This is a genomic window from Paenibacillus sp. FSL R5-0908, from assembly GCF_038006245.1.
Taxonomy (GTDB): Bacteria; Bacillota; Bacilli; order Paenibacillales; family Paenibacillaceae; genus Paenibacillus_AQ; species Paenibacillus_AQ odorifer.
Window position 1 is genome coordinate 6,946,775 of record NZ_JBBOUV010000001.1, and the last position, 23,046, is coordinate 6,969,820.

Genomic DNA, 23,046 nt, shown 5'->3' on the forward strand with positions numbered 1-23,046 from the left:
CGTTACTATGGTTTGCACCCACCCTTCACGCAGATGTTTTCTTCTTTCGAAAACATCTGTACCCATTGACTTACTTCACGTTTAGATATTGAACTGGATTTAAGCGCAGCTTCCAGATCTCGTTTCCATGCTTCGGAACCAACCGCATCAATCTTCCGTTCAAGCTCAGGCTTCGTCTTACCAAGCAGCGTCCATGCTGTGGTCTTAAGCGCTCTACAGATATCTCCGATGTTTTTGCTTTTGCTATCATCCAGAAGATAAGCTAGCAAGCGCTGCTCCTTCTTGTTGAGCCTATACGGTCTTGCGAGAGCGGTCGCTACTTCTTCACAGGTCATTTCAAGATCTTTAAGCTCTGCTGCTATCTCCACCAGAATCACCCTTTCTTATTGATGAAAATAAAAAGAGCCGCTTTTCAGCGACCCGCTTCTGCATATTAAATTCCCAAACGCTTGGGATTATCCCTGAGCATTATGCGCTCAGTAAAGGGCTGCTAACCGCGACTCTCACACGGCTTGGGTGGATTGTTACTCTCTTTGCAGCGCCTTACTCAATTCATAATGTAATGCCCGTATTTGCATGGTGACGTCCAGCATTTGCCGTAACATATCCCCTATGCTCATAACGCGCCCGGGCGGAGCGCGTTGAGAGTGATATTAAACTCTCTTCCCCCGCATCAGGCCGCCGCTATAACTGCTACTGGCTACTTGTGCTTACAGTTCCGCCCCTATGGTATCTGCTGCTATTGCAACGGGCATCATCACCGATTCAGCTCTGACGAGTCCTGCAGCGATAAGGGGCAGCAGGGACACCCGGACGATATTGCCGTCCTATGTCCCTACTGTAAATCCGTTTTTGTATCAGATTAGTCTCAACTTAGTATCAATTTAGTATCATATTTTCAGATGATTCCTGCCAGCTTCAAATGATCTGCGATAGTCGCCACTCCAACTCGAATTCGTCGGTTTATGGTTGCTGTGCTGGTTGTCGCGGTATACGTCAGGAGTGTAAGCTTATGCTTACGGGCATTTACGTAACGATGCTTGATTATGGCCATTACTTCATCGTCTTCAATAAGCTCAAATGCTCTATTGATTTCTCTTACCTTATGAGCAAAATCCTTAAACTCTGTCGCTTCCAACTCTGTTAAAGACTCCTTTTGCTCGTAAACTCCGATTTTCCTGATCATCTTTGGATACTCCTTCAGCAGATCTCTTGTTGCTACCTTGTCCGCTACAGTTATCCCCGGGAAGAACTCCATTTGTATCACCGCCCCCAGAAGAACACTCCCCTTCTTGCTTATATACTCCATCTATGCCCATAGCAAACGTCCGTATATTAGTTGATATCCAGTGGGCCATGATAGGCGACTTATATCTAACCCATGCGTTCCCCCAGGCAATTACTTCAACCGGATCTTTCAACTTCCAATCTTTGAAAAATCGCTCACCTGCCTTTAAAGCAGCTTGAACTTCCTTAACCTTCATTGTGCAGCGACCTCCTCTTGTTGTATTCAAATATTGGAATTGGCTTCTTAGCATTTAAGAGAGTAGGATTAGCCTGCCTAAATGCTGCTAGCTCCTCCGGTGTAAGCTGAGAACACTTTATCTCTCCCTGTCCTCCAGCTGCCTGCTCTACTGCCTTGTCCTTATTTGCAAAATGCCAGTTATTCATGACTTTGGCCTACAATCTTATCTACCAGCTTTTTCCCTTCAACCCGCTGCCTTAGATAATCTTGGTTGGCCGGGTCATTGTTCCAACCAAGGTACTCTTTAGGCGACTTTTCAAGAGCGGTGTTAAACATATCGAACATGCTTTTTAATTTCATGTCTCGTAGAAATTGCGGCTGTGGTTGGTCTCGCATCAATTCTTCCCGCAACTGACGATGCTCAATATTGAACATGGAGCAGTACACCAACAAAGCGTAAAGGAGTTCATTATTCTCAGGACTTTTACCATCCTTAGCGTCTTCCACAATTTCAAACAGTGTCCGCATTGTTTGGGTCTCCTTCCTTATTTCCTAGGGCTGCACATGCCTTAGCTCCGCCATCTTTCATCACTTCTGACGGCATTACTTCATCCAGACCGCCAATCCACCAGTTATTGTTATCCTCTAAAGCGTAGAATTCCAATGCTTCCTGTTGCTGGGCTATGGTCTGCTGTGCCTCTGCTAACTTAGTGTCGCGTTCTCTTAGCTTCTCATTAACACGTTTTTGCGTATCATCTCGGTTAAATTCAAGTGACTTAACATACAGTTCGAGTTTCCCAATACGTTGTTGTGACTCTTCTAGAGCAGCCAGCAGCTCCAATGCCATATGTCCCGGCAACTTTCCGAATTTTTCTACGAACTCTGCGTGCTCTTCTATCCGTTCTGGTGTCATGCTAGGTAAGGAAACTTTTCCTGCTTCGCTCATGCATTCGCCGCCTCTCCTCCGAGCAATTCCGGATTGTCGTGAATGTTTCCGATGATCGTAGTTTCAGCTGTTTCGCTAAACAAGTAATCTCCGTCCTTGCCGTCCATATTTTCAAGCAGAAAAGAACCGTCATAAAACTTCACAATTCCTGTCCGAGTACCAGAAAGGGGAAATAGCATTTCTTCGGCGTTGCATATATCTCTCTCATAGATCTCACGGTCGTTCCGGTCATTTAAGCCGCTGTATTGCCCCTCAGTCCCCTTGATAATTTCATGTAGCTTAAGGTGACCTTTATTGTCTAAAGTGGCTATTGCCAAAGATCCAGCGCTACTCACCTTCACCAGACCTCCATACACCCATTGGCCTGTTTCTTTCGACTTACCGCGAAACTTAATGGCTCTGCTCATACTGGTTATACCTCCCTAGGATCATTTTGTCGCCAAAGGTAGAGGACGAAGAACTGTTGAAGCTCCCGCGTCCATTTTCCCGCTGGCTTGTCCTTCAAACGGTTATATATGACTCTGTAATCTATGATTTCACATGGTGGCCGCTCCTCTTGGAAGAAAAAGAACATTGGCCTCCTCCTTTACTTCGCAAGCCGCAGGACCAGTGCCGCCTGCTTTGAGCTCAATGGCTTAAGACAGTCTGTACGGTAGGGTTGAGTACTTGTAGGCTTTCTGCCTATTTGAATCTCATACCCCCATACCCATCCGGCTGGATCGGTTGCCGATTCCGTAATCATTACTTCCCGGCCTATCTTGTCCGGATAAAGCTTCGGCATGATTTCATGTCGCTTATCATTACGGATGATCTGGCAAACTACGCCTGGCCGATATTTGACTTTAGATACCTGTGGAGCGGGTGGGCCAAAGAAGAATATGAACATCACATTTCCCCCCTTGCTACTTCGAATTATCAAATATCCGTTCAAGGGGCTTTCTTGCCCCCGGAAAGTAGTTGTCCCTCTCCATGATGGAACGATCATAACGAGCAAATATACGGCTATAATTCGAATCCTCAGCAATGGATAAGTCATACAGTGAATCAGCGGTCAGAGCGTAATAATGAGCTATCTGCCCTACATGTGTTTGATAGTAATGGTATTGCCTCATTATCTGAATGCTCTCGCCTAAGAGGTTTTCAATGGCGCTTATCTCGGGATCATTGACATCAAAGAAAAAGAACATTATTCAGGTTCTGGCCGTGTTACGGCAATAAGCATTTTTTGCATACGATCAAGTGTCCCTTTCAGAACATTGATGCACTTTTCCGCTGTTTCGGCATCCTTGACCTTGATACTGTTGATCACATTCAGAGCTGCGTTAAATCCATCGCCTGCAGTCTTTACATGTACTTTAAACAAGGCAACATCCTCCACGGTGTTGGAAGCGGCTTTCTTGCGCAGCTGATCCAGCTCCTCCTGTACTTCTGGCGGTGTAGCATAGATAGTCTCGGTTGCCGTTGCCACTTCTACTGGCTTCGCCTTGATCTCTGCTTCCAGCTCCTTAATGCGCTTATGCGATTCAATCAGTTGCTCGTCCGATATAGACAAGCTTGCCCTGAGCTGTTCGGCTGCTGCCTCTGCTTCCGCAGCTGCTCCATCATCACCGGAAGCGGAAGCGGCTTGTGCGGTGTCCAGCTGTTCCTGCAGGCGCTGCACAATGGCAGCATGGTCCTTCTGCTGGGTCTCCAGCTTCTCCTTGGCTTTCCGTTCCATATCGGCTGCTTTTTCCGCCTTCTCCTTGGCCTTTTCGGCAGCTTCTCGCTCCTTTTCTGCCTGCTGCTTTTCCTTGATTGCAGCCTGTAGCTCCCGGGTAGTCATTTCAGACACATTATTTTCAATAACGAAGGTTTCCCGCTCCTCGTCCGAAACACCGAGCAAGGCGACTGCCTGTGTATACGTCAAATTCGCAAACGCTTGGGAATTTGTGTTGTCCCCAAAAAAGCTAAGCTGATCGGAACCGTATTTATCAAAAATGTTCATGAGGTTGTTGGCTGTGCTCTGCTTGTAATCAACCGAATCAGCAAGCCAATTGCCCCACTCTCCATGTGGAAGCATTGACTTAGCTTCTGTCAGCCTTCTGCCGATCTCTACACTGGCGGAAAGGAGAATACGTTGAGCCTGATCCCGAATACTGTTGATCTCAATGGCAATGACTTCCGGTGTTCTCATGGTTACTTGACTCATACTGCTACCCCCTGTGGATTCTTTGATTTTTTCATTTTTTTAGACAGTTTCTCTTTAACAAAAGCATCAACAAATTTCCGAACTTCTGGAGAAGCTTCACAATTACCGAATCCACGGCATTGCCGCACCTTGCCGCCGCTGACTTCCATCGCAAAGTACGGAGTATTCGGCTCTGTAGCTAATCGAATCAAGAATAGGTCCGTCACCCCATCGGCGTAGTTTTTAGAATACCCGCCTATACAATTGCCTAGAAGAGCACCTTCCTCGAACAATTCCTCTGCAGATGTTGCTGGCCGAAGGATAAAGTCACCCTGCTCAAAACGGAACTCGTTTAATGATTTCAATCGCTTTTTAATTTTCAGTTCGATTTTAGGATCATTTTTGAATTTGATCTTTTTAGATGTGTTCATATGAGCGACACGGAGGTTGTTCGGGAATAAATACCGCTCCACAGTGATATCTATCCGCAGCTGCTCACATTCGTTCCGATAATCCCGCCAATCGCTGACCATTGAAGTTACAGTCTTGTAGTGTCCATTGCGAATTTGTTTAAGGATGTATTTCATTACCGCTTCTTCACTGGCTATTTTCACAAAGGAGCTGAATATGCCCTCATAGTAGCCTTCAGCGACACCAGCGAGTACAACGGCATCGCTGATAGAAAGCTTCCCTCCAGCTTTACGTGATGTCTGGTAAAACCGGAGTTGGTGAGGTGTAATCTCTACACCGAGCTGCTTAACCTCTTTTAGCTCTGATTTTGATAATCGCAGAACCTTTGATAAAGAATTCCCCCGCCAGTTGATAGCTCCCCATGTATGATTTTTGTAGAGCTTCGCCCATACGAAAGAACTGAATCCAGTCTTAGTCAGATACTCCACACATGGATATCGTGCTGCGAGATCGAAAAATTCCGTCATATCCGAGGTGTAATCTTGATTCTGATATCTCGTATACCGTTCCCACGTTGAATACTGGAAAGGCGTATTTGCTACCGCCTTGGTAATGTTCTCTGAGGACATAAACCGTTGCCAGCGGGACCAACCTCCGAAATGACGGTCAAAAGCGCTGTATGTGGTCTTCTGCTGTTCCCGATAGCTGAAATATGCACTTGAACCCGCAGAAAACAAGTATTCATCTGAACAATGTATGCCCCTTTGCACATTCTTGAAGTCCTCACTATATTTCCAGTAAACATGAATTACTTGTGCGGTGATTGCCTGCGGATCTAAAACAGATTTCTCATACCAAACGAAAACTCCCTTATCATGCATGTACTTTCTGCTGATCCATGATGCCCGCACACCGCAGAGAGACTGGCAATGTGGGCAAGTAGCCCCGCTAATCTGCTTGTGTTTCAATTTCACCTCGGGAACGTGGTTCTTTTGGCAATGAGTGCAATATGCCATCTGGATGCCTCTCCGCTGGTTAAAGAACAGATATCTGCTGTCAAGCATTACAGTGTTCAGAACATAATTTTCAAGCTCCTGGCTGTGTTTGACAGGAAAATGTGCTTTGAACTCCTTATATTCCATATCCCGCTCCCCCTTTACAGATCGCCAAACAGATCATCAACAGAAATGCCAAGCGTTGGCGGTGGGGTAACCGGAGCGGGTGGCGGCACAGGAGCTGCCTGAGCTGGTGCTACTGCAGGAGCGGGAATCGTTCCGGTAAATCCGAAATACTCCAACGCAATGGCATAACCTTCTTCATCTGTCAGCATTGCCATGCCATCAAATTTGTTCTTGGAAGCTTCAGTTTTCATTGCAGTTAACGCTCCCGCAATGGTCTTACCTTCAGCAAGCACCTTCTCAGCTGCAGCAGGATTGATCTCCAACACCTTGAGCAGATGTTCTCCAACCACTTTCACATAGGGGTTCTTCGACGCTTCCATTTCCGTTCTAAGCTTATTTACTGCTTGTTCCATCCCTTTGACCTCCCATATCCACGGCTTTAGCGTGTGTAAATTGAGTTTTGCGCCACATATGCGGCATTCGCGAACCATCGTATGATCTATAATTTGCAACTTCCCGTTTGTGGAAGCACAACAGAAGCAGAATCCGGGTATCTCCCGTAAAGGTATAAGTACAGTTTTCTTGGAACATTGCGGACATTTATCAACGGGGTTTTTAGCCTTCTTATCCCGCTGGGGCTTACCTTCCCAGCCACAGATGCAGCGGTGCATACCAGGAGCGCGTGAAAGGTAGCTCATCGGTTATTGAATGCCTCCCTTTCCTGAAGTTTTGAAGCCTTCAGGTCCGCTGCCTTCTTCATCATGGCATCAAATTCCGATGTTGTAGGCATTCCAGCTGTCCCATCATCCTGTGAAATTGGGATCTCTTGTTTTTGATTACCGTAACCTCGGCCCCCGCCGCCGGAACCCTTATTGGACGTTGAAGTTTTACCAGAGCGCATTTCAACAAGCAACGTCGTCCATTTATCCCGAAACGTACTTGCACTTAACACATTTTTGCGCCAAAAATCATGTTTTGGCAGCCAGTCCATTACATCCATAATCAGACGCTTGTCAGATTGCTTGTCCAGCTCTACCAACTTCCGGAAATCGTCCGCCCAAGTCTGCATGTTCGCTTTCGGTGCCAGATTATCCACTTCTAAAACTTTTGCCAGCTCGTCAAGCTTACTTTTGAAGTACACGGCCATTTTCATGTACGGGCTGTCCGGTTCGTAGACAGGTTTTTGCCGCCCTTTTGAACCATTTTTCCCGCTTGTAGGCGCCTCGTCCGTCGCTTTCGATTCGTTGGCGGTCTGTTTAGACTTCGTTTCTGTATTTTGATTTGGCTCTTGATCTGATTTTTTATTTGGATCTGCATCACCGTTTATCTTTAAATCTTTATTTATATCTAGTTCTTTATCTAAATCTAATTCTTTATCTATAGAGTGGACTTCTGATGGAACTCCTTTGGATTTCCCTGAACTGTCCGGTGGATGTCCGGTGGACGTCCCTTGGACATCCGAAAGACCTTCCTTCTTTAGTCGTTTCTTTTCCCGGGCATCAGCCTTACGGTCAGCATCCTTTTTCTTGGACTCAATAATTTGTCCACCGATTTTGTACCAGTTAGCAATCTCATGCCCCGTCTGGGTTTGAACGACATACCCAGCATCAATTAGCGCCTTAAAGAGCACATTTGGATCACCCTGGAATTTAACTGCATCTGCTATGTCGATTGCGTTAAACTTGCTAATATCGCCATCCTGTGCCCAATCCAAAACCCACCACCAAAGCATGTGCAAGGTGCCCACAGCTGATGGAGTATCAAGACCCGTCGCCCTACAAAATCGGTTCGTAATAGGGTCTCGATCAGTAGCCTGATAGCTTTTAATCCATAGTCTTGATGCCTCTACTGACTCTTTCAATTGGTGTTCACCGCCTCCTGCACGGACCATACATGGACAGACAACGGACGTCCGCGCGTTGTCCAGTTGTTATCCGATGGATGTCCGTAGGACGTCCGCCGGACACAATGCATGCCCTTATTTCCAATATTGCTGACCTTCTCCAGCCGTGTAGTAAAGGTAAAGCTCTGCCTGCTTCCGCGCCTTCCAGTCTCGCCCTTCAATGGTTTCATCTGCCCAATGATGGCAGCTGCCGTTATCATTACGGGGACCACACAAGATAACCACGTTCCAGGGAGCCCGGCCTGTGCCGTATTGGGAAGCATTGAGCATGTGGCACCTCTCAAACCGAAATCTCGGTACGCTGCAGCCGCAATGTTCACAAACCGTATATCCTTCCTCGCTGGACCGTCGGTAGATCTCTTTATCAACTTTAGCTGTAATGGCCGTCTCCTGGCCCTGCTTACGCTTAGCACGCTTATGTTCCGGTTTGGGAACCGGGCGAAAATCAAAGCTACCCATTAGCCATACCTCCTGTTTGCATATCAATTCGGACACGCATTCTAAGTTCGTATATTTTTTCTTTTACGGATTCCCTTTCATTACGCCAGAACATTTTCTGTTCATAGGCTTCAGCCTCAAGATTACGAAGCTCCATTGTGGCCAGTTCAGCAGTCAGAATCTTATCGCCCTTCTTTGCCTGAGATTTGGCTAACGTGAATGTGTTCTGACGTAGGGTATAGACTTTTTCATAGTCTCCGTCCATCTGTGCGGAGATCCGACCCATAAGATCATAAGCTGCCGTTAAGAGGCGAACGATCTCAACCATTGCACCTGGTGCGTCTTCGTCGTATTCCTTCGCCTGATCCCGCAGTTTATTGCTTTGTTCGATGTGCCAGTCTAATTCTTCATCCTTCATAGCTTCCTCGCTTTCCCAACCCTTGGACGCTGTGGAGTATCTTTATGAATAGATCTACGGTCCACCTTGGCCAGTGCCGCTTTTGCTTTGTCGATCTTAAAATTAATTGCCGTAGATGGTTTACTGTGATTCAAAAGATAAGCTGATTGATCGAGATAAAGATCGCGAAGCTTCTTACGAAGTTCCGTCCGCTCCACAGATCGCACTCTCTTTGCCATTGCCAACACCTCCCGGCAGTGGTAATCTAGACTTAATTGTTATTTTCCAACTAAGTGACGGCTGTCCGGCTCCTACCCCGGACGGCCGTTTTTCGTATGCTTGATTAAGTAATTCGCGATAGAAACGATATCCCTTAGTGGCGTTTTCAGCTGCTTTTGTTAACCCCTCAGCCTCTGCCTGATCACGAAGAGTCAGATATAATCCACATACATTTCGCATTATATTGATTGTCATTTTCAATGTGTCTATCTCCCATACTTTAGTTATTTAGCCTTGTATAAAAATTGATAATATGACTATGCTGTTACCGAGCTAGTTCAAATTTTTGTAAAGCAAATCTCCGTTGGGCTTCTTTCCAAAGAAGTAAGTCGGATTTATCAATTTTCCTGCTACCACCGATGGTGTAGCTCGGAATACCATTCACTTCCGGGGATAACTGACAAAGTTCATATATTCTATTTCTTGATACGCCCAAAAAATCGGCGCATATTTGCGGAGTACAAACATCTGGCAAATCTTCAACAAGTAATATCTTTTGACGCTTCGGCATCCTGACCACCTCCTTTTGAAACATTCATGCGCACTTCACTTTTCATAAGGTCCTTAATAATTTCCCGGAATAATGCCTCTTTCATTTTCTGTTTTTCGCTAACTGTCAAGGTTATTCCCCTTTCTTAGTCGCCTGTATGTTGACTTGATTATCAAAAAAAATGGTCCAATTTAAATCAAGCCTTTGTGCTACATCTTTCGCCAATTCAACGGATGGAGATTTCTTAAAATTCTCTACAGCATTATAATGCTGCCTTGATATATTCAAGTCTTTTGCCATAACCTCTTGCGTCTTATCTAATTTCTTACGTTTGATAGCAATAATATTATTCTTCAGCGTTATCACCTCTTTCCCTTGTCGCCTAAGCGTTGACTTAACAATAAAACAACATATAGGCGATGTCAACCCGTATATTACTATTTTTTTATTCGTTTTGTCGCTTATATGTTGACATATTTATGATTTACAAATATTATGTATGTAATTAGTACTACATGGGAGGAATTAATTTGTACGGTCAAAAGTTGCGTGATCTAAGGAAAATTGAAGGATGGACCCAAGAAGAAGTAGCTAAAAAATTGGGCATCAGCAAACAAACCTACTCTCATTATGAAAACGAGAACAGAAAGCCAGGGCTTGAAACGATTAAAAAACTAGCACAAGTCTATCAAGTTGATATAGATAAAATATTCTCTGATAGCGATATGGAGGGTCTTACAGCCAAAGAAGAAAAGGATATTGCTACAAAACTTGAGAACATGATGGCCGAACTAGAGGGTGACACTTCTCTCGCATTTATGGGTGAACCTATGGATGAGGAAGATAGGCAACTTCTTAAAATATCCCTTGAGAATGCTTTGCGCACTTCTCGACAAATGGCTAAAAATAAGTTCACTCCAAAAAAACATCGCTGAATCTTCGGAGGTATTCTTAATGGACATTGTCCAGAAGATCATTAAAATTCATGGAACTAATAATCCCTTGAAAATTGCTGCTTTACTTGGGATTAAAATTTATTATGAAGACCTAGGAAACAATATATGGGGATACTATGTGAAGCTTTCCCGCATACCTCAAATTCACATTAACGAGCGATTAGATGATTCTTTAATTTTATTTGCAGTTAGTCATGAGTTAGGACATCATTTTTTGCATCCGGGCATTAATACACCTTTTTTACGGAAGAACACACTATACTCAGTGGACAAAATAGAAAGAGAAGCTCATTCTTTTGCTGTAAGCCTACTGATCGGTAAAGAGGGTCCTGAGATATGGGAGACTAGTTATCAATTTTTAAATCGGTGTGGTATTCCAGAATTGTTTCATGAGTTCTATTAATCATTTTTTTAAAGGAGATGTCCTCATGGCTTATATACGTAAGCGGGGTAAGACATGGTCTTATACCGTGGATGTTGGCCGTAATCCTATAACCAATGAAAGAGAGCAGGAAACAAAAGGTGGCTTCCAAACAAAAAAAGAGGCTGAACTTGCGGCAGGGAGAATTGAGAATGATGTGGCCGACGGTATCTACACTAAAGAAACTAAGCTTAACTTTCAAGACTATGCAGGAAAATGGTTAGAATTTTATGCCTCTACTGGTGAGGTATCTCTTGGTAGTGTGAAAGTGAGAAGAACAAGAATTAATAAACTAAACTCTTACTTCGGATCAGTTCCACTCGCTAAAATCACACGATTAAAATATCAAAAAGTATTAATTGATTTGAAGGAGAAGGGGTTAGCCAATGAAACAATTATTAGCACTCACATTACAGCAAAATTGATCTTTCAGTGGGCTGTTGAGATGAGAGAGTTAAAGAATGACCCGACAAGATACGCAAAGGTTCCTCGAAAAAAAATAACTGTAGCGGAAATAGAAAACAGTGAAGCATTGCCAAAGTTCATGGAAAAGGATCAATTAGCACATTTTTTACAGATTGCTAAGGAAAAGGGTATGGATAAGGATTTCTATCTATTTACTGCCTTGGCTTATACGGGGTTAAGAATAGGCGAAGCTGTATCTCTGAAATGGAAGGACATTGATTTAGAAGAAAAGACAATATCAATTACAAAGACATATCATAATGAGAGTAATAATACTGTTTTGTATGAGCTGGTCCCTCCTAAAACTAAAGCCAGCATTCGCAACGTTGAATTTGATGATTACTTAAAAAAAATTTTTGAAAACCAACGTGCGCTCTTAAATATTTATAAAATGAAATATCGAAAAAAATACTATTATGACGGTGATTTTGTTTTTCCTAATCTAGGGGCAAAATTCCCAGGATATCCTGATGTTCAAAAAAACCCAGAAGCTCGTATGAAACGTCTATTATCCTTCACAGAGCTCGGAAGTGAGTTTACCCCCCACTCATTACGTCACACTCATACGACGCTCTTAGCGGAAGCAGGGGCGACTTTAGAGGAAACTATGGAAAGACTCGGTCATAAGGACGATAAGACAACAAGATTGATCTACCTCCATGTTACAAAAACAATGCGAAGAGGAGCAGCACAGAAATTCAGTAATCTCATGAGCAACGTGGTCAAAATGTGAGCATGAGCACATTCTGACTCAAAAAAACCTTTATATAGCAATGTTTTTTACATCTAAGGGAAGATCATCTCCGTCTTCCCCGCTCCCGTTACCGCCCAGAGCAGAAACCGCTCTGGGCATGAAGTTGCGGAGCGCTTGCGCGGCTCCGCCAGAAAACCCAGCGCAGCGCCAGCGGCTCCCGCCTGCGCTGGGCTCAGCCCCCACCGGCCTGCGGCCACGGAGGGGTCAAGGGCGGCCGTGCACCGCACGGCCGGAAGTGCTGCGCTGCGCAGCAGCAGCGCACAAGCCCGGCTGCGCCCAAGCGCGAGGCAGGCCTCGCAATAGGCGCAGCCCATAAGCCCGCACGCGGCGCATGCCGTGCGGCCGGTGGGCACGCTGCCGCAACGCAGGCAGCGCAAAACCCTGCGGCGAGCGATAGCGCCGCGCCACAATACGTGCGGCAGCTTAGCCGCCGCACGCACCATAACGCCAGCACCCGCAGGGAGCTGGCGGGCCCGCGCCCCGTGCGCAGCCGGGGCTGCATTGCCTACGGCGGCTGTAAGCAACAGCCGCCCCTGCAGATGCGCCAGTTGTGCCGCCTGGCGCCAGCCCCCCCCTAGCTCTGGCAATTCTTCTGCCAGCAGCGCTTCTACTTCCGGCTCCAATAAAGAGCGCCCGGCCACAGCCCGCAATAATTGTTCTGAATCCGATTCTAGTAATCCAGATTCAAATCCAGAATCAAAATTCTTTTTTTTACTCCAGCCATACCTTTCATTCTTCTTATTGTCCTGTTCTATTCCGAAACTTGATTCATTAGGCTTCCATATGAATATTCCATCATTCAGCCACTGTGACTCCCACAGTCCCCCTGCCTCTTTCTCCTCTCTCAACTCAGCCTCGAGCATTCTATTAATATATTGCCCCCACTCCTTAATCGCCCAGGTGCTCATTACGCTTCTTTGTTTGAAGCTGTCCCGGAGCTTCACAGCCCACCCTAGCGGCAACGCAGAAGAAAGCAGAACCAAACTATTCGCCGCTAAGGAACTCCCAGCTTTCTTCTCCGGTCTAGCTACAGACCACCACCATCTATCCACGCTAAGATCTAATGAAATTTCAACCCTCCAGCTTCCCTTGCATTCCACAGCATATACAGCGACTTGCATAATAATCCCTCCTACCTCTCGCTTGTACTTAGCAACTCCAGATTTGATCCCAAATTCACGACTCCGTCTCCCCAAACGCAAAAAGCACACTCCCCCAGTTCTTGGAGAGTGTGCTTCACCCGTTACTTACATATTTACTTAAGATCTGTTGCGCTTTGATTCGCATCCCCTACTTCCTGCCATCCCCATAAAAGGCAGCGATACAGACTGCCCTGACAGCCGCAAGTCTACTACAATTCCTTCATGCTGCAATTCTTCACTCATCTGAAGAGAGTACATAGATGTTGCAAGATCGATAGAGCAGCCGCTAGCGGCCATTTTGGAAACTATCCCCAGTGTTCCATCGCTCGAACCATCATCCATGAACGTTACTCGCAATCGTTTTCCGGTTAGAAGAGCTTGAAATGTCAGTGCCCGAATGTACCATTCCACAACAGATTCATGATTGCGGGTAATAAAAATATAATGAATCCATTTTCCGGACTGCGGTGTTTTACGCACCTTCTGCCGGTTATGCAACATATGAATCATCACTGCAGCGGATACATAAACAACCGCAATCCATATCAACTGGGCTACCATGGAGATGCACCTCCTCTGTATACCAACACTATATGCCGGCATTAAAAGGTCGGTGACTGCCTAGAACACCCATCAGGGAAGCAAGCTGTGTCTACTTAATTTCTTTCCTATATGTAACGTATTACTGTGAAGCTTCTACAAGGTTACCCAGCCATATTTAATCGAATTAATAACGGCTTGAGTCCGATCATCCACTTCCATTTTTTGCAAAATACTGCTAACATGGTTTTTAACTGTTTTTTCACTAATGAATAAATATTCACCGATCATTTTATTGCTCTTACCTTCAGCCATTAGACGAAGCACTTCTGCTTCACGACGGGTTAGAGGATTGTTGTCGCCAGCAATAAATTTAACACCAGCTTCCTTCACCACTGTATCTGTAGTTACGCCAGTCTCGTTAAGGTAAGTCATACGCCGCAATTGATTGATAAGCTTTCCAGTAACCTTTGGATGGATAAAGGCATGTCCTTCACAGACCGAACGAATGGCATTAATAAGGGATTCGGCCTCCATATCCTTCAATAAATAACCATTGGCGCCCTTACGAAGGGTCTCAAATACATAACTCTCATCATCATGAATGGATAAAATAATTACCTTAACCTCCGGGAACATTTCCCGAAGTTTTTGAGTGGCTTCTACACCATTCTCAACAGGCATATTGATGTCCATTAATACGATGTCCGGTTTAGTCCCGTTACAAAACTCTAATACCTGAATACCGTCGCCGCACTCCCCTATGACCTCGATATCCTCCTCCATATTCAAAATGCGTTTCAGCCCTTCACGAAAAAGCTGATGATCATCCGCCAAAAGAACCTTAATGGGCGTTTTACTAGAGTTTAAGTTCTCCATCACACTACTCCTTCCCCTTCTCCACATTCGTCGGAATATGGATCACGATTGTTGTCCCCTGATTCTCGGCTGATACAATTTCCATTCTTCCTTCAAGCAGTTCTACACGTTCCCGCATACCTACTAGCCCGAAGCTTTCCCGATTACCTTGCTGATTTTTTAACTTTTGTACATTAAAGCCTAATCCGTTATCTTTAATCACAATCTTAATTAACTGCGCTTGGTATGTAATCTCCACCAATACGAAGCTTGGGTAGGCATGTTTTGCTGCATTAGACAATGCTTCCTGAACCAGACGGTATACCGCCGCCTCCATCGCTGAAGATAGTCGGTGTTCCTGTCCCCGGGTTTCCAAAGTCGTCCGCAGTTTCGTCTTCTCTTCAAAATCATGCACATATTTCCGCAAAGTCGGAATTAAGCCCAAATCATCGAGAGCCATCGGTCGTAAATTAAAAATAACCTTACGCATTTCTTCCAGGCTGTTACGTACCTGCCCTTTTAAATCTACTACTTCGTCCTGCACCAGCCCAAATTCCTGCTTTACCAGCATTCTTTCTACAATTTCCGTCCTAAGGACTAGATTTGCCAGCATTTGAGCGGGACCATCATGAATTTCCCGGGCAATTCTCTTCCGTTCTTCTTCTTGAGCCAGGATAATTTTGAGTCCGATCATCTGTCTGTTCTTCGCAGATTCGACAATTCTCGTCACTTGGCCTAGTTCTCCCGACAAATATTCGAGCACTACGCTCATTTGCGAACCAATTGACTCTGCACGCTCTACAGAATTTTCGACACTGCGCACTCGCATTTGTAATTCATCACGTCTGCTTCGAAGATAGACCTCTCGCTCACGCGTCATCATGAGTTCGAGCTGAAGCTCCGTAGCCTTCTCATAAGCAATACGGATATCCTTCTCTGAGTAGCGGACAAAGTCCCGGCTGACCTCTGTCAGCCGGATTCTGGAGCGGTGATACTGTAGCTCCAGCTTGTCTACCTTTTTCAATGTTTCATCCGTTTCGTCCATGACCCGCTGCAGTTCCTTGTTGAGTGCAGCAAGTTCATCACGTGCAACCTGCAATATTTCAAAAATCTGATACTTGCTGCTCTCCATCACGTCGATGGTATTTTTAATAACGCGATCAATCGCATCGGCTTGAAATTCCACGGATGCTTGCCCCTTTTCTATCGGATCGTATTAAGGTTTTCCTTATATATTAACATATCACGATTCGATAGTTACGGTCTTCGTTTTCTGTTCCCATTTTACAGTTAATCCTAACTGTTCAGAAACCAGTCTCAGAGGTACTAAAGTCCTACCCTGTAAAATAATAGGTGCTACTTCAGCACTTTGTCGCTTACCATTTAACAGGTATTCCTTTTTATTTACCGTCAGATCCAGTGCCTTAGCTCCGCGCAACACCATGATCTTCTTATTCACCTGATCCCAGGTAGCATTCCCTCCAAAAGCATCCAGCACATAACGGATCGGCACATAAGTACTGCCGTCTTTCACAATTGGAGCTACATCAATAGCCTTCTTATTTCCGTTTACGGTCATTGCTTTGGAGCCGATGCTCATCGAAGCTGTACCCTTTGGTAACCCTGCATCACTGGAAAGTGAAGGCATTGTGAAGGTGATATTATCAAAAGCAACGGTACCTGTCTTCGCCCGTTCATCTTGGCCTTCCTCTACGTTGACTACATAAAGTCTCTTCAGCGTAGCCGGGAATTTAATCCCTGATCCTGACAAGTCGATGTTTATGTTCTTCCAACCGTTCCAATCGATAATCTTCGCAAGATCTACATAGGCTGTAGCTCCACTATTGTCGACAAACTCAGCACGCAGCCAGTTTAAGCTCATATCGCCCATCACATCAACTGACATCGAAGTTGCAAGCGCTGGAACGGCTTTTCCACTTGTGCCGTTAAGTTGAGCATAAGCGTACATTTTACCGCTGCCAGCCGTCATATCATAACTGAGTGACAGCACCTTGGAGCCTACTCTTTCAGCCGATCCGTCTACTATTGTTGCAGTCCCCTGTACCGCTGGCACATTGGTAGTAAAGTTGACTGGATAACTTACTTTCTCGAAATCTTCCCATGTTGTAGCTGCTGCTGTCGATAATACAACCGCTGTGCTAAATCCATCATAACGAGCAATAGCGTAACCTGTAGTAACCCCTGCATCCACAGAGTTTACAGTAAGCTTGCCATTTTGCACGACTCCCTTAAAGCCTACAAACTCCCACTTCAGCGCTGAATCTGGAACGCTTATGGTTGCTCCACTCTTCGTAGAGGCCTTTACAGGGACAGATACTGTTGTCCCAGCTGTCAGTGGCGCTGTAGCAGTGCCTACACTCATGCTGGATAGATCATCTCCACCCAAGACTGTAAGGGTTGTAGAAGCGCTTGCTACGCCGCTTTTAGCCGTTAAGGTAACGGTGCCTGGCTTCACTGCCGTTACTTCTCCTGCACTTACAGTTGCGCTTCCTCCACTTGATGTCCAAGTAGGATTGCCTGCTGCTACATCTATAGGGTTATAGTAAGTGTCATAACCTTTTAACGAATAAGTAGCCTTTTGTCCAACTAATAGTGAAGTGCTTCCGCTAATTTTAATTCCTTTCACTTCACCTTGTGGTGCGTTAGTATAAACACCAAGCGCGTTAACGATGCTGCGCTGCTCTGTGCCATACTCTGTATTAAAGGTTAGTGTGGCTGAGGTTTCACCGAGAGGCCGGTCTACCATCGTTGTAGAGCCGCCTCCGTCTAAGTTAAGCCCTTTCCAGACTCCAATATTGGTCATAAAAGATTGCAGCTCGGTCAATGACATTCCTGAGCTGTTGCCATTTTTTTCAGTAGCTATGATATATACATAACGTCCATCCTGAGAGTATCCTAAAGCCGTACGTGCACGATAACCGCCAATGCTGCTAGTCGAGCGAGAAAACGTTGCTGCTTTTCCGTTATTTACAAGAATCGTATGTCCACCAATCATTGTTTGCAGATTAGCAGGATCTAGCGATTGCTGCGTAGTCTTGGATTTCAGGGAGTACACACTTGTTACCGGTTGTCCAACAGTCAGATGGGCAGTAACATACCGTGCGGCTAAGCCATGGGCCCGCAAAATATAAGCTCCCTTTGGAACCGCTGTAGGAAGCGCAGCATTTTCAGATATTTGAGTAACTACGCCGTTCTCAACGAGCACCTCTGTCGGTGTGGTTGAGCTGTTTTTGGGACGATCGAGTGCGGTCCATACATCCGTATAGATATACATTGCATTAGCATGGCTATAAGTCGAGCTCCCACCTTCAGGACTATAAGCACCTTTATTGATACCGGATATCTCAAACTGTGCGCCGTCAGGTGCGGTTATCATTCCTTCAAAGCTGAACTCATCAATAAGAGGCTTACGATCTTTAGTCACTGCAAAGGCATACATTCCATCCAATTGCGAAGGGGTGGAAACCAATACTCCACTGGATACTTGTCCACCAATCGGAGCGCCTTCCCCGCCTGTATTAAAATAATCTCCGTTTACTGCAGCCACGGCTCCAGTTTCCTTAGCCATCCCGCCAGTACTCTGACGTGTTGTCAGGTTTCCACCTTTACCAGTCATAACATCTAAAGAAACATATGGATTGTTGAGGTCAACGCGAATAACATCCGCCAAGCCAGAAGCGCTTGCTCCTGAACGTGTAGCCGTATATTTGTATTTCATCATAATGGCGCCCGAAGTAATTACTTCTTCTCCCAGCTTGCTTACTTTAAAATTAGATGTGGCTGCGGCAGCAATTGGTGTGGAACTATGACCAAACATAGCTAAGCCTTCACTGCCAATTACCGGCATAATCCACAACACACCTGCTAATGAAGCGGCAACCCATTTTTTAGTAGATGATAATTTTATTCCCCGAACAACTTCTCTACTCTTCTTCTCCATGAAAACTTCATTCATTTCGACGTAACTCTCCCATCTCTTTTTTACTCTTCAAGTCCGTTATCAAAGTCTGGAAACTGGTTCCTATTTTTCTAGTACTCTTTTAATAGACTGAAAATAAGCGAAAAAGTTGCGAAATTGAGAGATTTCAAGCTTTATAGAGTCTCGTAGCACAAACTATTAACATAAAAAAAAGCCCAGCATAATGCCAGGCTTTACCAATTTATTTATTCTACAAATAATCTGTTTGCTTCAGCATCCGATGCAACATCACAGCAGCTTGTGCACGAGTGGCATTACCCTGAGGTTGGAACTCACTTGTGGTCATTCCCAGAATAATCCCCGATTGTACAGCTTTAGCTACGAATTCTGCACTTTGATTCTGAATTTTCGACTTATCCTTGAAGCGAGCCAGTGTTGAGGCAGAAGTGCCGCTTAACGTAATAGGATGTTTGGTGTACTCCATTGCCCGAATCATCATGATTGCCATTTGCTCACGAGTGATATTATCGTTAGGCCGGAAGGAGCCATCCGTGTTGCCTGTAATAATACCTGCCTTAGCTGCTGCACCAATATAGTCTCCCGTTTGTGTGGAAGGCTGCACATCACGGAAGCGCTGTGCGGTCTCGCGATCGCCTAGCAAACCAAGTCCCCGGCTAAGCATTACTGCAAACTCTGCACGGGTAATCTTTTTTTCTGGACCAAATGTAGTCCCGTAACTGCTATCGATGATAGTCTTTGCACTAAGTTCAGCTACGATTGAATTACTCCAATGTCTACTCATATCTGAAAAGGCCCGGGTTGATATAAAGGTTCCTAACACCTGATTACCCTCCGTACGAGCACGAATAATCGTATAGCTACCTACCGTACTTACTTTTGTTGGCAGATAGGCTGCATCGTAATAGGAAAGATCCAGTCTAGCAGCAGATGTCTGCGCATTGTTCAATGAAGAAGTTGTACGCACAGTGTATTCTCCAGGTACAGATAATGCCTTAGCATTAGAATAATTGCTGCTTACTATCGCAGTCACCCGGACATCCATAAGACTAGTAACGCTTTGCATCCCCATAGTTTTTAGCTTTTGCTCAAATGGGGAGAACGTACCTGCCGGAACCTTTTCTAAGCGGAACACCAGTGAGATATTTTTACTGTCTGCAATCAAGCTAGTCGCTAATCCGTTCATATCGATATCGTCTAGTCCTACGCTATATAAGTGATCGCCATAACGTATCATAAATTTTGTGGTTTTACTGCGATTTAGAGCATCAAGCAAAGGCTTTAAAGGAACAGTCACATAGGCCGATTGTTCTGTAGCAGGCACCTCAAAAGCTAATATATCACTACTTGCCTTATACAGATATTCATAACTGGCCGTCAGGCGATCTGTGTTTAAGGTATATCTTTTTACAGATTGATTGTATAACGAACGGTCATCCACGATTTGTGAAGAGTCACTCTTCAGCAGCGCGTATTCTTTTCCAAACTCACTTGTTGCAAGCGTCCCTAGATAGGATGGACGATTTCCCGTTCCGGTGCTCACGCCGGTTAGGTTCTTAACAGAGAGAGAAGAGAATGAGGCCAGTACATTACCGTTCAAATCCTTGATCGTACCTGAACCTGACATATAGGACAAATCGATAGTTTGCCCGGTCTTTACTACTGAGGATGTTGTTATTTTTAAAATATCCCCTGACAAAGTGTAGTTTTGTACACCCATACTGCTTCCATCTGCTCTAACTCCGAACTGATTAGCATAGAGGGAACCAGATGCCTGCATGTTTTTACTGAATGTAACCGTAAGCTCATCGCCATTGATGGTGGCAGAACTAATCTCAGGTATGCTAGTGCCGCTATTTTCCGAGATGGACACAGGCTGCAGGTTAATATAAGCTGCACGGTTTCCATTTAAATCGCTTATTCCGGTAGTCCCTGGAACATAGGATACAGTAACATTCTGATTCACCGTCAAAGCACTTTGGAGCGTTAGCGTGACCTGTGAGCCACTGACGGATACATTCGTAACATAGTTAGGAGTGCTGCCAACAAGCACAGAGAACTGGCTGTTCATCGGGAGGTTTGTCGTTGATAAGCCTTCATTGTAATTCAGAAGGATTTTATTGCCACCTCCGGTTGCACTTTGGAACACGGGTGGAATTGTATCGTTGCTGTTGCGAATGTAGAAATCTGTGAAATCCGCAATATTTTGTCCAAAAGAATTCTGCAAAGGATAAGAGCCTGCATAATAGGAGACACGAACGGTCTGGCCATTAGAAGCATCGCTGTTTAACCCTAAATATACAGTGTTCCCGCTGGAGCTTATGGAGTTGACCCCTAGGGATCCCCCATCTGAAGTCACTAGAAACTGACTATGTGCGTAAGAGGAAACTGCCTTTAAGGAGTCATTGAAATTCAACGCTATAGTTCTACCTGTGATCCGTCCATCTTTGGGTGTAGGCATGGAGGACTCGATCGTGTTAGTAACCTGCTTTGAGCTAAAAGTGCTGGCTGCATTTCCGCTTGGATCTTGAATGGTCCGCAGACCCCCTGTATAGCTAACCTTCACGTTCTGTCCAACCGCTACCCCAGTACTTAGCACCACATAGGCGCTGTCCCCTTGAATATAGACACTTTCAATTGTACGACTCTCATCATTCACTGTAGCACTAAAACTGGAGATCAACAGTGCAATGGAAGAGTTTAGACTCTCATTGTATTTTAAACGAATGGTCCGATTGTTCTCGAGTGATGCAGATGTGAGCTGTGGAGCTGTTTTATCCTGAGACAAGGTCCGGAAGCTCCATGAATTTTTGCCGCTTAGTCCATCATAGATAACACTAGCATCAATAGCGTCTACAAAAGCTCCTTTAGCAATATCAATATAATAGGTTGAGTCGCTATCTAAAGCTGTTTTAGGCGTAATTACATATTCGTTTGCAGCAGTTGTACTCCGGTTAACAGTAACCGCAACCTGTGCTCCACCACTTTTATAAAGCGCTACACCATTTTCCACAGCACTGTTATAATTCACATTACGATTGAATGTGACAGAAAATGATCTGTTGTTAGCTATGGATTCACTCCGGTCAGCTGGATTTAGCGCACTTACGTTAAGTCCTGTCAAAGAAGCCGTTGTAAATGTCCAGGTATACGCACCCGAAGCTGGAAATACATTTCCGTCTTGATCGTAAAAAGCTCCCTGCGGTATCGTCACCGTATACTGCGTACTGTTTAGCAAGGGTGATGCTGCAGATGCTGGAAGCAATGTTATAGTTCTGCTGCTTCCTCCTGTAACGGCTGGGGAGTTTACATTAAGCCATCTCGTTCTAGCATCGTTAGCTGCACCTGGAGATACTGTTATGGTTCCAGCTGCAGGCATCATAGGACGATCAAATGTAAGCTGTAGGGCTCCAGTGGTAGATACCCCACCTGATCCGTTTGCCGGTGCAGGAGTCACTGGAATCTCTGCCACACCTTTAGTAGAGAAGCTCCACACATCACCGCTTGAAATCCCGGAATACGTTCGATTATCAACATCCTTAAAAGCATAAGAATCTATAAGAACATAATAGTTACTTCCGGAGGCCAATGTTTTATCCAATGTTAGTTTAACTGTAGTAGAGTTAGCATCAGTCTGAACGTTGACTCTAGTATCATCATCCTTAATTTTGAACTCTTGTACGGTTGCATTATCTGCAGACGACAAAATTCGAATGGAACCTCCACCTTTTATCAGGTTTTTATTTAAGGTTAGACTTAGCTCCTTAAGGGCTCCTGCATCCACTCTTGTATTATTAGCAGGTGAAAAGTTACCTGCCGAAATCGCTGTATTACTCTCAGGCGCAGTGGTAAATGCCCATGAAGTAACACCTGACTCATTACCATCATTATCCTTGAACAACCCCTTAGGGATTGTCACTGTATAAGTCTTGTTTGAAGTAAACTGTTGATTTAGCTTAAGCTCGTAATCTTTTGAACTACCAATTAGACCATAACTACCAATAGGAATCGTTAAAAAAGGTGAGCTATCACCCTGACCCGTGATGGTAATTTCACCTGACTGCGGGTTTACTTGACGATCAAAGCCCAGTCTAAGAGATGATCCGATAGTTACATAACTTGCTCCAGGCGCTGGCGAGACTGTTATACCAAACTCTGATGCAGCGTACACTGCTGAATTCCCTATTCCAATAGCAGGATAACCCGAACCAAGTACTAACTCTCCCGCTAGAATAAGTGCCGTCCATATTGAAATTTTTCTTTTCATTCCGTGATAGACTCCTCTCAAGCCATACTATCGTCTTTATGTATATTCTTATATTTCGGCTAAAAGGC

Annotated in this window: 28 protein-coding genes; 3 read left to right on the plus strand and 25 right to left on the minus strand. The window is 44.9% G+C overall.

Going from position 1 to position 23,046, the window contains the following annotated elements; genetic code table 11:
• Nucleotides 1–5: 5 nt before the first annotated feature.
• The 19 genes from MKZ09_RS31810 to MKZ09_RS31900 form a co-directional block, all read right to left on the minus strand.
• Nucleotides 6–368 carry a hypothetical protein gene (locus MKZ09_RS31810; RefSeq protein WP_076208741.1) on the minus strand — a complete coding sequence of 121 codons (363 nt, stop codon included), beginning with the start codon at nt 366–368 and terminating at the stop codon, nt 6–8.
• Between the two features lie 530 nt (nt 369–898).
• Nucleotides 899–1,138, minus strand: coding sequence for a hypothetical protein (locus MKZ09_RS31815; RefSeq protein WP_076208783.1), 240 nt, complete (start codon nt 1,136–1,138; stop codon nt 899–901).
• Nucleotides 1,119–1,484, minus strand: a complete 366-nt coding sequence (locus MKZ09_RS31820) for a hypothetical protein (RefSeq protein WP_076208782.1) — start codon at nt 1,482–1,484, stop codon at nt 1,119–1,121. The genes MKZ09_RS31815 and MKZ09_RS31820 overlap by 20 nt, the downstream gene beginning before the upstream one ends.
• Nucleotides 1,474–1,671: a hypothetical protein gene (locus MKZ09_RS31825; RefSeq protein ID WP_076208781.1), complete on the minus strand. Its 198-nt coding sequence runs from the start codon at nt 1,669–1,671 to the stop codon at nt 1,474–1,476. Before MKZ09_RS31825 ends, MKZ09_RS31820 begins: the two co-directional genes overlap by 11 nt.
• The gene (locus MKZ09_RS31830; RefSeq protein WP_076208780.1) at nt 1,664–1,993 is read right to left on the minus strand and encodes a hypothetical protein; all 330 of its coding nucleotides are present in this window, start codon (nt 1,991–1,993) and stop codon (nt 1,664–1,666) included. Before MKZ09_RS31830 ends, MKZ09_RS31825 begins: the two co-directional genes overlap by 8 nt.
• Nucleotides 1,977–2,411: a hypothetical protein gene (locus MKZ09_RS31835; protein ID WP_076208779.1), complete on the minus strand. Its 435-nt coding sequence runs from the start codon at nt 2,409–2,411 to the stop codon at nt 1,977–1,979. Before MKZ09_RS31835 ends, MKZ09_RS31830 begins: the two co-directional genes overlap by 17 nt.
• Nucleotides 2,408–2,818: a YopX family protein gene (locus MKZ09_RS31840; RefSeq protein WP_341041720.1), complete on the minus strand. Its 411-nt coding sequence runs from the start codon at nt 2,816–2,818 to the stop codon at nt 2,408–2,410. The genes MKZ09_RS31835 and MKZ09_RS31840 overlap by 4 nt, the downstream gene beginning before the upstream one ends.
• Nucleotides 2,819–2,997: 179 nt before the next feature.
• Nucleotides 2,998–3,297 (minus strand): hypothetical protein, encoded by a 300-nt coding sequence (locus MKZ09_RS31845; protein WP_248548982.1) that lies wholly within the window; start codon nt 3,295–3,297, stop codon nt 2,998–3,000.
• A 300-nt stretch (nt 3,298–3,597) separates the two neighbouring features.
• Nucleotides 3,598–4,599 carry a DUF3102 domain-containing protein gene (locus MKZ09_RS31850; RefSeq protein WP_076208773.1) on the minus strand — a complete coding sequence of 334 codons (1,002 nt, stop codon included), beginning with the start codon at nt 4,597–4,599 and terminating at the stop codon, nt 3,598–3,600.
• A complete protein-coding gene (locus tag MKZ09_RS31855) occupies nt 4,596–6,131 on the minus strand; it encodes a PcfJ domain-containing protein (RefSeq protein ID WP_076208774.1) in 1,536 nt (511 codons plus the stop codon). Before MKZ09_RS31855 ends, MKZ09_RS31850 begins: the two co-directional genes overlap by 4 nt.
• Nucleotides 6,132–6,145: 14 nt before the next feature.
• Entirely contained in the window at nt 6,146–6,523 is a 378-nt protein-coding gene (locus MKZ09_RS31860) for a Cas9 inhibitor AcrIIA9 family protein (protein WP_248548981.1), read from the minus strand.
• 281 nt (nt 6,524–6,804) lie between these two features.
• Nucleotides 6,805–7,971, minus strand: a complete 1,167-nt coding sequence (locus MKZ09_RS31865; RefSeq protein WP_341041723.1) for a hypothetical protein — start codon at nt 7,969–7,971, stop codon at nt 6,805–6,807.
• Nucleotides 7,972–8,088: 117 nt separating this feature from the next.
• Nucleotides 8,089–8,499 carry a hypothetical protein gene (locus MKZ09_RS31870; protein ID WP_248548979.1) on the minus strand — a complete coding sequence of 137 codons (411 nt, stop codon included), beginning with the start codon at nt 8,497–8,499 and terminating at the stop codon, nt 8,089–8,091.
• Nucleotides 8,465–8,869, minus strand: a complete 405-nt coding sequence (locus MKZ09_RS31875) for a hypothetical protein (protein WP_076208806.1) — start codon at nt 8,867–8,869, stop codon at nt 8,465–8,467. The genes MKZ09_RS31870 and MKZ09_RS31875 overlap by 35 nt, the downstream gene beginning before the upstream one ends.
• Entirely contained in the window at nt 8,866–9,087 is a 222-nt protein-coding gene (locus tag MKZ09_RS31880; RefSeq protein ID WP_248548978.1) for a hypothetical protein, read from the minus strand. The genes MKZ09_RS31875 and MKZ09_RS31880 overlap by 4 nt, the downstream gene beginning before the upstream one ends.
• A complete protein-coding gene (locus MKZ09_RS31885) occupies nt 9,044–9,328 on the minus strand; it encodes a hypothetical protein (RefSeq protein WP_341041724.1) in 285 nt (94 codons plus the stop codon). Before MKZ09_RS31885 ends, MKZ09_RS31880 begins: the two co-directional genes overlap by 44 nt.
• A 64-nt stretch (nt 9,329–9,392) precedes the next feature.
• Nucleotides 9,393–9,638: a helix-turn-helix domain-containing protein gene (locus tag MKZ09_RS31890; protein ID WP_076201879.1), complete on the minus strand. Its 246-nt coding sequence runs from the start codon at nt 9,636–9,638 to the stop codon at nt 9,393–9,395.
• Nucleotides 9,607–9,747, minus strand: coding sequence for a hypothetical protein (locus tag MKZ09_RS31895; RefSeq protein ID WP_179089513.1), 141 nt, complete (start codon nt 9,745–9,747; stop codon nt 9,607–9,609). The genes MKZ09_RS31890 and MKZ09_RS31895 overlap by 32 nt, the downstream gene beginning before the upstream one ends.
• Nucleotides 9,748–9,749: 2 nt before the next feature.
• Nucleotides 9,750–9,983 carry a helix-turn-helix transcriptional regulator gene (locus tag MKZ09_RS31900; protein WP_248548975.1) on the minus strand — a complete coding sequence of 78 codons (234 nt, stop codon included), beginning with the start codon at nt 9,981–9,983 and terminating at the stop codon, nt 9,750–9,752.
• A gap of 164 nt (nt 9,984–10,147) precedes the next feature.
• On the opposite strand from MKZ09_RS31900, the gene MKZ09_RS31905 reads away from it, so the two are divergent.
• Genes MKZ09_RS31905 through MKZ09_RS31915 form a run of 3 tightly spaced genes read left to right on the plus strand, consistent with a single transcriptional unit; the run spans nt 10,148 to nt 12,192 of the window.
• Entirely contained in the window at nt 10,148–10,552 is a 405-nt protein-coding gene (locus MKZ09_RS31905; RefSeq protein WP_076201881.1) for a helix-turn-helix transcriptional regulator, read from the plus strand.
• Between the two features lie 19 nt (nt 10,553–10,571).
• Entirely contained in the window at nt 10,572–10,976 is a 405-nt protein-coding gene (locus MKZ09_RS31910; RefSeq protein ID WP_076201884.1) for an ImmA/IrrE family metallo-endopeptidase, read from the plus strand.
• Between the two features lie 25 nt (nt 10,977–11,001).
• Nucleotides 11,002–12,192, plus strand: a complete 1,191-nt coding sequence (locus tag MKZ09_RS31915) for a site-specific integrase (RefSeq protein ID WP_076201886.1) — start codon at nt 11,002–11,004, stop codon at nt 12,190–12,192.
• A 53-nt stretch (nt 12,193–12,245) separates the two neighbouring features.
• Here the strand turns inward: MKZ09_RS31915 and MKZ09_RS31920 are convergent, their stop codons facing one another.
• The 6 genes from MKZ09_RS31920 to MKZ09_RS31945 all read right to left on the minus strand — a co-directional run bounded on the left by MKZ09_RS31920 (nt 12,246) and on the right by MKZ09_RS31945 (nt 22,978).
• On the minus strand, nt 12,246–13,334 hold the full coding sequence (locus MKZ09_RS31920) for a hypothetical protein (RefSeq protein ID WP_076201888.1): 1,089 nt from the start codon (nt 13,332–13,334) through the stop codon (nt 12,246–12,248).
• Nucleotides 13,335–13,472: 138 nt separating this feature from the next.
• The gene (locus MKZ09_RS31925; RefSeq protein WP_076123908.1) at nt 13,473–13,916 is read right to left on the minus strand and encodes a glycosyltransferase family A protein; all 444 of its coding nucleotides are present in this window, start codon (nt 13,914–13,916) and stop codon (nt 13,473–13,475) included.
• A gap of 135 nt (nt 13,917–14,051) precedes the next feature.
• Nucleotides 14,052–14,774: a response regulator transcription factor gene (locus MKZ09_RS31930; protein ID WP_036681509.1), complete on the minus strand. Its 723-nt coding sequence runs from the start codon at nt 14,772–14,774 to the stop codon at nt 14,052–14,054.
• Nucleotides 14,775–14,778: 4 nt separating this feature from the next.
• Nucleotides 14,779–15,939 (minus strand): sensor histidine kinase, encoded by a 1,161-nt coding sequence (locus MKZ09_RS31935; protein WP_036681511.1) that lies wholly within the window; start codon nt 15,937–15,939, stop codon nt 14,779–14,781.
• A gap of 57 nt (nt 15,940–15,996) precedes the next feature.
• Nucleotides 15,997–18,729, minus strand: coding sequence for a stalk domain-containing protein (locus MKZ09_RS31940; RefSeq protein ID WP_081389129.1), 2,733 nt, complete (start codon nt 18,727–18,729; stop codon nt 15,997–15,999).
• A gap of 214 nt (nt 18,730–18,943) precedes the next feature.
• Nucleotides 18,944–22,978: an Ig-like domain-containing protein gene (locus MKZ09_RS31945; RefSeq protein WP_076201890.1), complete on the minus strand. Its 4,035-nt coding sequence runs from the start codon at nt 22,976–22,978 to the stop codon at nt 18,944–18,946.
• Nucleotides 22,979–23,046 lie beyond the last annotated feature (68 nt).

What these genes read in the sequence shown, in the direction of transcription:
- MKZ09_RS31855 (WP_076208774.1), bottom strand. Translation starts at nt 6,131, where the DNA reads ATGGAATATAAGGAGTTCAAAGCACATTTTCCTGTCAAACACAGCCAG.
- MKZ09_RS31890 (WP_076201879.1), bottom strand. Translation starts at nt 9,638, where the DNA reads ATGCCGAAGCGTCAAAAGATATTACTTGTTGAAGATTTGCCAGATGTT.
- MKZ09_RS31860 (WP_248548981.1), bottom strand. Translation starts at nt 6,523, where the DNA reads ATGGAACAAGCAGTAAATAAGCTTAGAACGGAAATGGAAGCGTCGAAG.
- MKZ09_RS31945 (WP_076201890.1), bottom strand. Translation starts at nt 22,978, where the DNA reads ATGAAAAGAAAAATTTCAATATGGACGGCACTTATTCTAGCGGGAGAG.
- MKZ09_RS31835 (WP_076208779.1), bottom strand. Translation starts at nt 2,411, where the DNA reads ATGAGCGAAGCAGGAAAAGTTTCCTTACCTAGCATGACACCAGAACGG.
- MKZ09_RS31830 (WP_076208780.1), bottom strand. Translation starts at nt 1,993, where the DNA reads ATGCGGACACTGTTTGAAATTGTGGAAGACGCTAAGGATGGTAAAAGT.
- MKZ09_RS31820 (WP_076208782.1), bottom strand. Translation starts at nt 1,484, where the DNA reads ATGAAGGTTAAGGAAGTTCAAGCTGCTTTAAAGGCAGGTGAGCGATTT.
- MKZ09_RS31915 (WP_076201886.1), top strand. Translation starts at nt 11,002, where the DNA reads ATGGCTTATATACGTAAGCGGGGTAAGACATGGTCTTATACCGTGGAT.
- MKZ09_RS31940 (WP_081389129.1), bottom strand. Translation starts at nt 18,729, where the DNA reads ATGAATGAAGTTTTCATGGAGAAGAAGAGTAGAGAAGTTGTTCGGGGA.
- MKZ09_RS31930 (WP_036681509.1), bottom strand. Translation starts at nt 14,774, where the DNA reads ATGGAGAACTTAAACTCTAGTAAAACGCCCATTAAGGTTCTTTTGGCG.
- MKZ09_RS31910 (WP_076201884.1), top strand. Translation starts at nt 10,572, where the DNA reads ATGGACATTGTCCAGAAGATCATTAAAATTCATGGAACTAATAATCCC.
- MKZ09_RS31825 (WP_076208781.1), bottom strand. Translation starts at nt 1,671, where the DNA reads ATGAATAACTGGCATTTTGCAAATAAGGACAAGGCAGTAGAGCAGGCA.
- MKZ09_RS31840 (WP_341041720.1), bottom strand. Translation starts at nt 2,818, where the DNA reads ATGAGCAGAGCCATTAAGTTTCGCGGTAAGTCGAAAGAAACAGGCCAA.
- MKZ09_RS31850 (WP_076208773.1), bottom strand. Translation starts at nt 4,599, where the DNA reads ATGAGTCAAGTAACCATGAGAACACCGGAAGTCATTGCCATTGAGATC.
- MKZ09_RS31845 (WP_248548982.1), bottom strand. Translation starts at nt 3,297, where the DNA reads ATGTTCATATTCTTCTTTGGCCCACCCGCTCCACAGGTATCTAAAGTC.
- MKZ09_RS31925 (WP_076123908.1), bottom strand. Translation starts at nt 13,916, where the DNA reads ATGGTAGCCCAGTTGATATGGATTGCGGTTGTTTATGTATCCGCTGCA.
- MKZ09_RS31920 (WP_076201888.1), bottom strand. Translation starts at nt 13,334, where the DNA reads ATGCAAGTCGCTGTATATGCTGTGGAATGCAAGGGAAGCTGGAGGGTT.
- MKZ09_RS31880 (WP_248548978.1), bottom strand. Translation starts at nt 9,087, where the DNA reads ATGGCAAAGAGAGTGCGATCTGTGGAGCGGACGGAACTTCGTAAGAAG.
- MKZ09_RS31875 (WP_076208806.1), bottom strand. Translation starts at nt 8,869, where the DNA reads ATGAAGGATGAAGAATTAGACTGGCACATCGAACAAAGCAATAAACTG.